Genomic DNA, 12,119 nt, shown 5'->3' with positions numbered 1-12,119 from the left:
GCGCCGTTCATGTCCCCTGCACCGTCACCTTGGTGGTCACCGAATTGGCGATGAAGCAGGCTTCGTGCGCCTTGTGGTGGAGGTCGGCGAGCGCCGCGTCGTCGGGCTGCTTGTCGCCGCTCCACTCGATGTGCGGGCGAAGCGTCACCTTGGTCATCGCGATGCGGTCATCGGCGCCCTTCTCGAGCACGCCCTCACCCCGGTCCGAGTAACTTTCGACGACGAACCCCGCGCGCCGGGCGAAATCGAGGAAGAACAGCATGTGGCAGCTCGCCAGCGAGGCGATGAACGCCTCCTCGGGATCGACTCCGGCTTCGTCGGAATAGGGCTTGGGCACGACGTGCGGGCTCGCCGAGGCGGGCACCACCGCGCCGCCGTCGAACGCCCATTCGTGAACGCGGCTGTAGCGCCCCTGCGCAAAGGCGTCGTCGGCGCCGCGCTTCCAGCGGACGGTGGCGGTGTATGTGCTCATTACTCAGCGCTCCCTACAGCGGGATGTTGTCGTGCTTTTTCCACGGGTTTTCGAGCTGCTTGTCGCGCAATCGGCGCAGCCCGAGCGCGACCCGCCGCCGCGTCGAATGGGGCATGATGACGTCGTCGATGTAACCGCGGCTCGCGGCGACGAACGGATTGGCGAAGCGCTCCTCATATTCGGCCGTATGTTCGGCGATTTCCTTGGGCGTCTTGCCGCGAAAGATGATTTCGACCGCGCCCTTGGCGCCCATCACCGCGATCTCGGCCGTCGGCCACGCATAGTTTAGATCGCCGCGCAGATGCTTGGACGCCATCACGTCGTAAGCGCCGCCATAGGCCTTGCGGGTGATGACCGTGATCTTGGGCACCGTCGCCTCGGCGTAGGCGAACAGGAGTTTCGCTCCGTTCTTGATGATCCCGCCGTGCTCCTGGGCGACTCCGGGAAGGAATCCGGGCACGTCGACGAAGGTCAGGATCGGGATCTCGAACGCGTCGCAAAAGCGTACGAACCGCCCGGCCTTTTTCGACGCGGCGATGTCGAGGCAGCCGGCGAGCACCATCGGCTGGTTGGCGACGACCCCGACGGTGCGCCCCTCGATCCGGCAGAAGCCGACGATGATGTTGGCCGCGTGCGCAGGCTGGAGCTCGAAGAAATCGCCCTCGTCGGCGACCTTCCGGATGAGCTCGTGCATGTCGTAGGGAGTCGCGGTCGACGGCGGCACCAGCGTGTCGAGGCTGTCCTCGACACGGTCCCACGGGTCTGTGCACGGCCGCGCCGGCACTTCATGGCGGTTCGACAGCGGCAGGAAATCGAAGAACTCGCGGGTCGCGAGCAGCGCATCGATGTCGTTCTCGAACGCGACGTCGGCGACTCCGGACTTGGTCGTGTGGGTGACGGCGCCGCCCAGTTCCTCCTGCGTGACGACCTCGTTGGTCACGGTCTTCACCACGTCGGGGCCGGTGACGAACATGTAGCTGGAGTCCTTCACCATGAAGATGAAGTCGGTCATCGCCGGCGAATAGACCGCGCCGCCCGCGCACGGGCCCATGATCAGCGAGACCTGCGGGATGACGCCGCTGGCCAGCACGTTGCGCTGGAACACCTCGGCATAACCGGCGAGCGAGGCGACTCCTTCCTGGATTCGAGCGCCGCCCGAATCGTTGAGCCCGATCACCGGCGCCCCGACCTTCATCGCCGCGTCCATCACCTTGCAGATCTTCTGCGCGTGGCGCTCGGAGAGCGAGCCGCCGAACACGGTGAAATCCTGAGCGAACACGTAGACCAGTCGGCCGTTGATGGTGCCCGACCCGGTGACCACGCCGTCGCCGGGAATCTTCTGCTTGTCCATCCCGAAGTCGGAGCAGTTGTGCTCGACGAACATGTCGACTTCCTCGAAGCTGTCCGGATCGAGCAGGACGGACAGGCGCTCGCGCGCGGTCAGGCGGCCCTTGGAATGCTGCGCTGCAATACGCTTGTCGCCGCCGCCGAGCTTGGCCAGCTCGCGGCGTTTCTCCAATTCGTCGATGGTGGTGGCCATTTCGTCCCGCTTCGTTGACGCCGGAGGGTCCAACCCTTCCACGGGCGTCCGATTAGGTCAATCAGCGCCGATCGGCTATGCTGCAGTGCACAACAGCCTTTCAGGCTAACCTGCGTCAGTGTTGCGGAACCGTAACCGCGCTATGCCCGTTGGTGAACAGGCGTTTAACAACAGAGGGAAATTCAAAAAATGCTCAGTCGCGTCGGGGTGCCAATTGAGTCTTTTGCCGAGCCCTCGGCGCCGGATTCGCAACGCCCAACCCTGCTCTGTTTTTCGCACTTGCGGTGGGACTTCGTCTTCCAGCGGCCGCAGCAACTGATGAGCCGCTTCGCGGACGACATGACGGTTGTGTTCTGGGAAGAGCCGATGGACATCGGCCGCCGCGAGATTCCGTTCCTGCAGGTGCGCGAGGCCGAAGGTTTCCCCAACATCCGGGTCGTCGTCCCCCACCTGCCCGAAGGAGTCAGTGAAAAGCGGCGCGAGGCGGCCCTCAAGCGGCTGCTCGACGCGCACGTCGCCTGCATCAAGGGACCGTTGGTCGCCTGGTACTACACGCCGATGATGCTCGACTTCTCGAGCCACCTCGACGCCGATGCGGTGATCTACGATTGCATGGACGAGCTCAGCAAGTTCCGCTTCGCACCCGAAAAGCTGCTCGACCTCGAGCAGGAGCTGATCGACAGGGCCGATCTCGTCTTCACCGGTGGGTCGAGCCTGTACGAAGCCAAGAAGGACCGCCACGACAGCGTCCATCTGTTCCCATCGTCGGTCGATCGAGTCCATTTCGCCAAGGCGCGCGGCGGCTGCTTCGACCCGGCGGACCAGGAGCAGCTGCCGCGCCCGCGGCTCGGCTTTTACGGAGTGATCGACGAGCGGTTCGACATCGAGCTGCTCGACAAGATCGCTCAGATGCGCCCCGAGTGGACACTGGTGATGGTTGGCCCGGTCGCCAAGATCGCGGACGAGGGCCTGCCGCGCCGGCCGAACATCCATTACCTGGGGAACAAGACCTACGCGCAGCTGCCGGCTTACCTCGCCGGCTGGGACGTCGCGTTGATGCCGTTCGCGATGAACGAATCGACGCAGTTCATCTCACCGACCAAGACCCCCGAATATCTCGCCGGCGGCAAGCCGGTGGTGTCGACCCCGGTCAAGGATGTGGTGCGGCACTACGGCCACCTCGAAGGCGTACAGATCGCCGGCGATGCCGAAAGCTTCGCCGCCGCGTGCGAAAAGGCGCTGGAGCTCGCCCGCGACCGCGGCGGCAACTGGCTCGCGGAGGCCGACCTGCTGCTCTCGGCGACCAGCTGGCACACCACCCAGGCGCGGATGGCCGGGCTGATTTCCGAAGTGCTCGGGACGCGCGTCGCAGCCAAGACTCCGGCGATGCTGGTGGCCGCCGAATGAACGCCTTCAGTCCCGGTGCCAAGAGCAACCGACCGAGTTACGATTATCTGATTGTCGGAGCCGGATTCGCCGGCTCGGTCCTCGCCGAACGGCTGGCGAGCCAGCACGGCGCGCGCGTGCTTCTGATGGACCGGCGCGACCACGTCGGCGGCAATGCCTATGACGAAAAGGACGCCGCCGGAATCCTCTACCACAAATACGGTCCGCACATCTTCCACACCAACAGCGAGCAGGTGGTCGAATATCTGTCGCAGTTCACCGGGTGGCGGCCGTACGAGCACCGGGTGCTCGCCCAGGTGCGCGGCCAGCTGGTGCCGATTCCGATCAACCGGACGACTCTCAACAAGCTTTTCGGCCTCGACCTCGAGACGGACGAGGACGCGGCGGAATATCTCGCCTCGCGCGCCGAACCGGTGGCCGACATCCAGACGTCCGAGGACGTGGTCATCAATGCCGTCGGGCGCGAGCTCTACGAGCTGTTCTTCCGCGGCTATACGCGCAAGCAATGGGGCCTCGACCCGAGCGAGCTCGACAAGCAGGTGACGTCCCGGATCCCGACCCGGACCAACACCGACGACCGCTATTTCGGCGACACGTTCCAGGCGATGCCGCGCGACGGCTATACCGCGATGTTCGAGCGGATGACCGATCACCCCTTGATCGACAGAATGCTCGGCACCGACTTTCGGGATGTGAAGGACGACATCGATGCCGCGCACATCATCTATACCGGGCCGATCGACGAATATTTCGACTTCCGCTTCGGCAAGCTGCCGTACCGGAGCCTGAAGTTCGACCACAAGACGCTCGACCAGGAGCAGTTCCAGGCGGTCGCGGTGGTCAACTATCCCTCGGAGGAGGTGCCGTACACGCGGATCAGCGAGTACAAGCATCTGACCGGCCAGACGCACCCGAAGACCAGCATCACCTACGAATATCCGTCCGCCCAGGGCGACCCCTATTACCCGATCCCGCGGCCCGAGAACCAGGAGCTGTTCAAGCGCTACGAAGCGCTCGCCGATGCTACGGAGGGCGTCACGTTCGTCGGCCGCCTCGCCACCTATCGCTATTACAACATGGACCAGATCGTCGGCCAGGCGCTGGCGACCTTCAGGCGGATGGATGAGCGGCGGCAGCGCGGGGGGCCGCAGGAGGCTGCGGCAGCCGCTGCATGATCACGGGTGGCGAGGGCGGGCCGCTCGAGCTGTGGGGCGGCGTCGAGTGCACCGTGGTCCGGATCGGTGACGAGTACCGCAACCAGCTGGTCGACACCGGTCACGCGTCGCGGATCGGCGACCTCGATGCGATCGCCGAGCTCGGTGTCAAGGCGGTGCGCTACCCGATTGTCTGGGAAACGGTTGCGCCCGAAGCGCCCGGCGAATGCGATTTTTCGTGGCACGACAAGCGGCTGAAGCGGTTGCGCGAGCTCGGAATCCAAGTGATCGGTGGCCTTGTCCATCACGGCTCAGGGCCGCGCTACACAAACCTGCTCGACGCCAATTTCCCTAGTCTGCTCGCCGATTACGCGGACAAGGTCGCGAGGCGCTACCCGTGGGTCGAGGCCTGGACTCCGGTCAACGAGCCGCTGACCACAGCGCGCTTTTCGTGCCTCTATGGCCACTGGTACCCGCACAAGCACGACATCGACGCGATGTTCCGGGCGCTGGTGATTGAATGCCTTGCAACCGCCGGGGCAATGAAGGCGATCCGCAAGGTCAACCCCGCCGCCCAGCTGCTGGTCACCGAGGACATCGGCAAGACCTTCGCGACCGAGCGCCTGGCTTATCAGGCGCGCCACGAGAATGAGCGCCGCTGGCTGAGCCTCGACCTGCTCACGGGCCGAGTGGAGCCAGGCCACCCGTTCTACCAGTGGCTGCGCAACAAGGCGGCGTCGCAGGCCGAGCTCGAGGAACTGGCGAGCGGCGAGGCGACGCCCGACGTCATCGGGTTCAACCATTACCTGACCAGCGAGCGCTTTCTCGACCACCGGGTCGAGCGCTATCCGGGCGTCGAGCCTGGCTCCAACGGCCGCGACACCTACGTCGACGTCGAAGCGGTGCGGATCGCCAGCCTCGGCGGCGAGGTGGGCACCGGCCGCAGGCTCCGCGAAACGTGGCAGCGCTACCAGCTGCCGCTGGTCATATCCGAGGTCCACCACGGCTGCACTCGCGAGGAGCAGGTGCGCTGGCTGACGGACGTCTGGAATGATGCCGAGAAGGAACGCCGCGCGGGTGTCGATGTGCGCGCGATCACGCTGTGGTCGATGTTCGGCGCGGTCGACTGGCGCTCGCTGCTGACCCGCCGCGACGGCAGCTACGACGTCGGCGCGTTCGACACTCGCTCCGAGACTCCGCGCCCGACGCTGGTCGCCAAGGCAGCGGCCAAGCTCGGCCGCGGCGAACAGTTCGAGCATCCGCTGCTCGACCTGCCCGGCTGGTGGAAGCGGCGCGGCCGGACGCACGCGCAGCGGCGCTACGACACGCTGCCGGCGAACTGCTCGAACGCGCGGCCGATCCTGATCACCGGCGCGACCGGAACGCTGGGCCAGGCTTTCTCGCGAATTTGTTCGCACCGCGGCCTCGCGCACGTGCTGACCAGCCGCGCCGAGCTCGACATCACCAGCAAGGAATCGATCGCCGCCGCCCTCCAGACGTACAAACCCTGGGCGGTCATCAACACGGCTGGATTCGTTCGCGTCGCCGAGGCGGAGAAGCTCCCCGACGAATGCTTCCAGATCAACGCCACCGGCCCCGAGCTGCTGGCGAAAGCCTGCAAGCTGCACGCAATCCCGCTGGTCAATTTCTCATCGGACCTGGTGTTCGACGGCAAGCTCGGGCGCGCCTACATCGAGCCCGACGAACCCGCGCCGGCGTGCGAGTACGGGCGTAGCAAGGCCGAGGCGGAAGCCCGGCTGATGGAGATCGACGCCGACGCGCTGGTGATCCGCACCAGCGCCTTCTTCGGGCCGTGGGACCGCTACAATTTCCTCTACGACACGATCGAGCGCCTCAAGCGCGGCGAGGAGGTCGTCGCCTGCGACAAGACCATGGTCTCGCCCACTTATGTGCCGGACCTCGTCCACGCGACGCTCGACCTGCTGATCGACGACGAGAAAGGCATCTGGCACCTCACCAACCAGGGCGCGGTCAGCTGGCACGAGCTCGCCCACGCCGCCGCGGACATGGCCAAGGTCGGCCCGGACCGAGTCCGCGTCGCGGATGGCGGCGAGCGGGCCGACACCAGCCTGACCAGCAGCCGCGGTCTGCTGCTGCGGCCGCTGGAGTCAGCGCTGACCGACTTCGTCGAGCATTCGGAAACGCTTCGCGAGCTCCTCTAAGGCTCCGAACGAAACCGCGGCACAATCATCCGCTTCAAGCTTTCTCTCGCCTGAAGGAGGAGCAGCGATGCGCCAGAACTGGCCCGAGCGGCTGTGGCTCGTCCGGCACGGGCAGAGCCAGGGCAACGTCGCGCGCGAGGCTGCCGACGAGGCAGGGCTGGCGATGATCGACATCGAGATGCGCGACGTCGACGTGCCTCTGTCGGAGCTTGGATTCCGCCAGGCGGAAGCCGCCGGCCGCTGGTTCGCGTCGCTGCCTGAAAACGAGCGGCCGGAAGTGATCCTGTCATCGCCCTACATCCGCGCACGCCAGACCGCCGAGGCCATCTGCAAGGCCGGCGCGCTCGCCGGCGGCCCCGCGCGATCGATCGTCGATGAGCGGCTTCGCGAGCGCGAGTTCGGAGTGTTCGACCGGCTGACGACGATCGGCATCCGCGAGAAATTCCCCGAGGAAGCGGCGCACCGCACGCGGCTCGGCAAATTCTATCACCGGGCGCCCGGGGGCGAGAGCTGGGCCGACGTGATCCTGCGGCTGCGCTCGATGCTCAACACGATCAACCTGCATTACTCCGACCGGCGGGTGCTGGTCGTGTGCCACCAGGTCGTCGTTTTGTGCATGCGCTACATCCTGGAGGAACTGGACGAGGCCCAGATCCTCGCCATCGACAAGCAGGCGGACGTCCTCAACTGCGGCATCTGCGCGTTCGAGTTCGAGCCCGACGCGGAAGGGCTGTGCACGCCCAAGCTGTCGCTGTGGAACCACGACTCGCCGCTCGAAGGCGAAGGCGCAGCGAAAACCTCGGCTCCCGACGCGATGGCCGGATCGCGATGAGGTCGGGAACGCCGCTCGACCGAAGCGCGCTCGAATCCAACCCGCTGCCGCCGATCATCGACGGCGGGAAAGAGACCAAGGGCCGCATTCTGATCATCGCCGGCAGCCGCGAGGTCCCGGGGGCGGCGCTGCTGGCCGCGACCGCGGCGATGCGCGCCGGTGCGGGCAAGTTGCGGATCGCCACGGTCGCAAGCATCGCCCCGCAGGTTGCAGTGGCGATGCCCGAAGCGATGGTGGTCGCGCTCCCCGAGCATCGCGACGGCGGCTTTGCACGCTCCGCGGTCGGGCAGATCGTCGAGGAGGCCGCGGAAGCCGACGCGATCGTCGCCGGCCCGGGAATGACCCGCGACGGGACCTGCAAGCAAATCGCCGACAAGCTGCTGGAATCGCCAGCGCGCCTGGTGCTCGACGCGGCGTTGTTGCACAGCCTGGTGCCGCGCGAGGGCGCGGATCGCGACGGCCGCACCCGGCCGGTGCTTCTGCCCCACTCCGGCGAGCTCGCCGCGTTGCTCGACACCGACGAGGAGGACGTCAGGGCGGACCCGATCCGATGCGCAGTTCGCGCCGCCCGGCTCTACCGCTCGGTCGTGCTGGCCAAAGGGGTCACCAGCCACGCCATCCATCCGGACGGCCGCTCCTGGACCTACAGCGGCGGCGCTCCCGGGCTCGGGGTCTCGGGCAGCGGCGACGTTCTCGCCGGCATCGTCGGCGGCCTTCTGTCGCGCGGCGCCGATCCGCTCGCCGCCTTGCTCTGGGGAGTCTGGCTGCATGGCGAAGCGGGCGCCGCGCTGGCCCGGAAGGTCGCGCCGATCGGCTTCCTCGCCCGCGAGATCGCCGACGAAATCCCGGGCCTGCTGCCGCGCTGAAACGTCAGACCTTGGAACGGGTGTGTTTCTCGAGCTCGAAAATCATCACCCTTTGGAACGGGTGTGCTTTTCGAGCTCGTCGCCGACCAGCTGGACGACATGGATGACGTTGGTCGATCCCGCGGTCCCGAACGGCACTCCGGCCATCAGCACCACCCGGTCGCCGCCCTGGGCGATCCGGTGGCGCAAGGCCATGCGCTTGCCCTTCTCGACCATCTCCTCGAAGCTGTTGACGTCGCGCGAATGGACCGGTTGGACCCCCCACAGCAGTCCCATCCGCCGGGCCGTCGTCAACGAGGGGGTCATCGCCAGCAGGGGCACGGCGGGGCGCTCCCGGGCGATCCGGCGCGCGGTCGAGCCCGAGCTTGTGTAGCAGACCATCGCGGTCGCCGAGACAGTGCTGGCGATCTGCCGCGCCGAGCCGGCGAGCGCATCGGCGGTGGTCGGCTCGAGCCGGGTCTCGGTAAAATGAATCCGCGCCGGGTAGATCGGGTCGCGCTCGGCGCTGGTGGCGATGCGGTCCATCATCGCCACCGCCTCGCACGGATATTGGCCGGCGGCGCTCTCCGCCGACAGCATCACCGCATCGGCGCCGTCGTAGATCGCGGTCGCGACATCGCTGACCTCGGCCCGGGTCGGGGTCGGCGAACTGACCATCGATTCGAGCATCTGGGTCGCGACCACGACCGGTTTGCCGAACTGGCGGGCGCAGGCGATGATCCGATTCTGGAGCGGTGGCACCTGCTCGGGCGGAAGCTCGACCCCAAGGTCGCCGCGAGCGACCATCACCGCGTCGGCGAGCGCGATAATGTCGTTCAGCTGGTCGATCGCGGCCGGTTTCTCGATCTTGGCGAGCAGCGCCGCTTTTTCGCCGATCAGGGTGCGAGCCTCGGCAACGTCCTCGGGGCGCTGGACGAACGACAAGGCAATCCAGTCGGCTTTCTGCTCGAGCGCGAAGATCAGGTCGGAGCGGTCCTTCTCGGTCAGCGACGGGATCGGGACCAGCACGTCGGGGACATTGACGCCCTTGTTGTCCGACACCGTCCCGCCGACCTGCACTTCGGTCACCAGGCTTCGGTCGTCGACCTCCATCGTCTTCAGCCGCACCTTGCCGTCGTCGATCAGGATTCGATCACCCGGCCGGATGGTCGCGAACAGCTCGGGATGGGCGAGCTCGACGCGGTCCGAGCTGCCGGCCGTGTGCTTGCGGTCGAGCGTGAATCGGTCGCCCGTCTTGAGAATCGCCGACTTGCCCTTGAAATGCCCGACCCGGAGCTTGGGCCCCTGGAGGTCGAACAGGATCGTCGTCGGCCGCTTCAATTCCTTCTCGAGCGCCCGGATCGCCTCGACCAGCTCCGCCTTCTGCGCGTGATCGCCGTGGCTCATGTTGATCCGGAACGCGTCCGCCCCGGCGAGCATCAGCTTGCGGATCATCGCCGGGTCGCTCGACGCCGGGCCCAGCGTCGCCAGGATCTTCACCTTGCGCGATCGCGGTGGGAAAAATTCCGTCACTGGGCTCCTTCCCCGGTCCTGAAGCGGCCCGGCCATAACCCTTTCGCCCGCGCGTTCAACCCGGCTTGAGCGGCCGCCCGGGCTGGCTTAGAGCCCGCGTTCAAACCCCAATTGGAGATGTTGAGAAATGGCGGAGGGCACCGTCGCGGCCGATCAGCTGCGGCTATTCATCGAGCGCATCGAGCGGCTCGAGGAAGAGAAAAAGGCGATCGCCGACGACGTCCGCGACGTCTACTCGGAAGCCAAGGCGAACGGCTACGACACCAAGACGATGCGGGCCATCGTCCGCTTGCGGAAGTTGGAAACGCATACGCGCCAGGAGATGGATGCGCTGCTGGAGACCTATCGCAGCGCGCTCGGACTGCGATAAGGAAGCGCCCGTGGCCGGCCATTCCAAATATAAGAACATCATGTACCGCAAGGGCGCTCAGGACAAAAAGCGCTCGGCGATGTTCTCCAAGCTCTCCCGCGAGATCACCGTCGCGGCAAGGATGGGTCTGCCGGACCCCGAGATGAACGCCCGCCTTCGCGCCGCGGTCCTCGCGGCCAAGGCGCAGTCGATGCCCAAGGACAATATTCAGCGCTCGATCGACAAGGCGTCGGGCGGCGAGGGTGAGAATTACGAGGAGATCCGCTACGAAGGCTTCGGGCCGGGAGGGGTCGCTTTGATCGTCGAGGCGCTGACCGACAACCGCAACCGAACCGCGACCAACGTCCGCACGATCTTCTCCAAGAACGGTGGCAATCTGGGCGCGGGCGGCAGCGTCAGCCACGGCTTCGAGCGGATGGGGCTGATCGAATATGGGCCGGGCGCGGGTGATGCCGACACAGTGCTTGAGGCGGCGATCGAGGCCGGCGCCGAGGACGTCGAATCGGATGAGGACGGCCACCAGATCTGGACCGCGCTCGACCAGCTGCACGAAGTCCAGAGGGCCCTGGAACCGATGCTCGGCGAGCCCGACGGCGCCAAGCTCGCCTGGAAGCCGTCGACCGAAATCGAGGTTCGCGGCGACGACGCGTCGAGCCTGATGAAGCTGATCGACGCGCTCGACGACGACGACGACATCCAGACCGTGTGGGGCAATTACGACGTGCCGGAAGAGGAACTGGAGCGGCTTTGAAGATTCTGGGCCTCGATCCCGGGCTCGGGACGACCGGCTGGGGCCTGATCGAAGCGCAAGGCAATCGGCTGTCGCACGTCGCCAATGGCGAGCTGAAAACGACCGCTTCCGCGCCGCTGCCCGAGCGGCTCGCCGACCTTGCCGGCCAACTCGAGGCGCTGCTCGCCGAGCATCGGCCCGAAGCGGCCGCGGTCGAGGAGGTGTTCGTCAACAAGAACCCGCAATCGACCTTGAAGCTCGGCCAGGCGCGCGGGGTGGCGCTGATGGTCGCGGCCCGGTCCGGGTTGACGGTCGGTGAATATGCGGCGCGGCTGGTCAAGAAAGCGGTGGTCGGCAACGGCAATGCCGAAAAGGTGCAGGTCCACGCGATGGTCGGCCGCCTGCTTCCCGGCGTGACGATCGCCGGCCCGGACGCGGCCGACGCGCTCGCCGTCGCGATCACCCACGCCCACCATCTGGCGTCGGCCCGGGCGACCCAGAGCCGTTCGCCCTGAGCCTGTCGAAGGGCTGCTTTTCCATCTAAGGCGGTTGAAGAAAGGGCAGGGCTTCGACAAGCTCAGCCCGAACGGTTGGGAATGAAGCCTTGATTGCGAGACTGACCGGAACCCTCGCCGAAACCAGTGCCGATGGCGCGGTGATCGACGTCGGCGGAGTCGGCTACCAGGTGCTGGCCAGCGCCCGGACGCTCGACGCGCTGGGGCCGCTGGGCGGCGACGTCATGCTGCTGACCGAAATGCAGGTGCGCGAGGATTCGATGACCCTGTTCGGCTTCGGCACGGCGGGCGAGCGCGAGGCGTTCCGGGCGCTGACCTCGGTCCAGGGCGTCGGCGGCCGGGTCGCGCTGGCGATCCTGTCGGCGCTCGGGCCCGACGAGCTGTCGCGAGCGGTGTCGTCGGGCGACAAGGCGATGATCGCGCGGGCCAACGGCGTCGGCCCCAAGCTCGCCACGCGCATTGCCAACGAGCTCCAGGGCAAGCTCGGGGCGCCCGGTCTCGCCGGGACGGCGGGGGCCGCGGTTCCCCGCGTCGGAGC

The 12,119-nt window shown here is 66.8% G+C and carries 12 protein-coding genes; 9 read left to right on the top strand and 3 right to left on the bottom strand.

Annotation, left to right across the window (positions count from 1 at the left end; genetic code table 11):
• Positions 1-7: 7 nt before the first annotated feature.
• Together H0T81_RS12380 and H0T81_RS12375 are read right to left on the bottom strand one after the other, a co-directional pair.
• Positions 8-472 (bottom strand): OsmC family protein, encoded by a 465-nt coding sequence (locus H0T81_RS12380; protein ID WP_294013700.1) that lies wholly within the window; start codon positions 470-472, stop codon positions 8-10.
• A gap of 13 nt (positions 473-485) precedes the next feature.
• Positions 486-2,012, bottom strand: coding sequence for an acyl-CoA carboxylase subunit beta (locus tag H0T81_RS12375; RefSeq protein ID WP_294013697.1), 1,527 nt, complete (start codon positions 2,010-2,012; stop codon positions 486-488).
• 318 nt (positions 2,013-2,330) lie between these two features.
• Here H0T81_RS12375 and H0T81_RS12370 point away from each other — a divergent pair, with 318 nt between their 5' ends.
• From H0T81_RS12370 to H0T81_RS12350, 5 genes are all read left to right on the top strand, one after another.
• Positions 2,331-3,419 (top strand): glycosyltransferase, encoded by a 1,089-nt coding sequence (locus tag H0T81_RS12370; protein WP_294013694.1) that lies wholly within the window; start codon positions 2,331-2,333, stop codon positions 3,417-3,419.
• The gene (glf, locus tag H0T81_RS12365; protein WP_294013692.1) at positions 3,416-4,594 is read left to right on the top strand and encodes a UDP-galactopyranose mutase; all 1,179 of its coding nucleotides are present in this window, start codon (positions 3,416-3,418) and stop codon (positions 4,592-4,594) included. The genes H0T81_RS12370 and glf overlap by 4 nt, the downstream gene beginning before the upstream one ends.
• Entirely contained in the window at positions 4,591-6,756 is a 2,166-nt protein-coding gene (locus H0T81_RS12360) for a family 1 glycosylhydrolase (protein ID WP_294013690.1), read from the top strand. The genes glf and H0T81_RS12360 overlap by 4 nt, the downstream gene beginning before the upstream one ends.
• Before the next feature lie 67 nt (positions 6,757-6,823).
• Positions 6,824-7,588, top strand: coding sequence for a histidine phosphatase family protein (locus tag H0T81_RS12355; RefSeq protein WP_294013687.1), 765 nt, complete (start codon positions 6,824-6,826; stop codon positions 7,586-7,588).
• Positions 7,585-8,454, top strand: coding sequence for an NAD(P)H-hydrate dehydratase (locus tag H0T81_RS12350; protein ID WP_294013685.1), 870 nt, complete (start codon positions 7,585-7,587; stop codon positions 8,452-8,454). The genes H0T81_RS12355 and H0T81_RS12350 overlap by 4 nt, the downstream gene beginning before the upstream one ends.
• 45 nt (positions 8,455-8,499) lie before the next feature.
• Here H0T81_RS12350 and pyk read toward each other — a convergent pair whose 3' ends face one another.
• A complete protein-coding gene (pyk, locus tag H0T81_RS12345) occupies positions 8,500-9,966 on the bottom strand; it encodes a pyruvate kinase (protein WP_294013682.1) in 1,467 nt (488 codons plus the stop codon).
• 127 nt (positions 9,967-10,093) lie between these two features.
• Between pyk and H0T81_RS12340 the strand changes: the two genes are divergently transcribed.
• From H0T81_RS12340 to ruvA, 4 genes are all read left to right on the top strand, one after another.
• Positions 10,094-10,336: a DUF2312 domain-containing protein gene (locus H0T81_RS12340; RefSeq protein ID WP_294013679.1), complete on the top strand. Its 243-nt coding sequence runs from the start codon at positions 10,094-10,096 to the stop codon at positions 10,334-10,336.
• Positions 10,337-10,346: 10 nt separating this feature from the next.
• The gene (locus H0T81_RS12335) at positions 10,347-11,087 is read left to right on the top strand and encodes a YebC/PmpR family DNA-binding transcriptional regulator (RefSeq protein ID WP_294013676.1); all 741 of its coding nucleotides are present in this window, start codon (positions 10,347-10,349) and stop codon (positions 11,085-11,087) included.
• Positions 11,084-11,581 carry a crossover junction endodeoxyribonuclease RuvC gene (ruvC, locus tag H0T81_RS12330; RefSeq protein WP_294013674.1) on the top strand — a complete coding sequence of 166 codons (498 nt, stop codon included), beginning with the start codon at positions 11,084-11,086 and terminating at the stop codon, positions 11,579-11,581. The genes H0T81_RS12335 and ruvC overlap by 4 nt, the downstream gene beginning before the upstream one ends.
• An 89-nt stretch (positions 11,582-11,670) precedes the next feature.
• Positions 11,671-12,119: Holliday junction branch migration protein RuvA (gene ruvA, locus H0T81_RS12325; RefSeq protein ID WP_294013671.1), on the top strand; the 449-nt coding region annotated here is incomplete at its 3' end.

It is taken from the genome of Sphingomonas sp., from assembly GCF_013812825.1.
Taxonomy (GTDB): domain Bacteria; phylum Pseudomonadota; class Alphaproteobacteria; order Sphingomonadales; family Sphingomonadaceae; genus Sphingomicrobium.
Note: the sequence above shows the minus strand (reverse complement) of the source record. Positions and strands in the feature narration are given on the sequence as shown.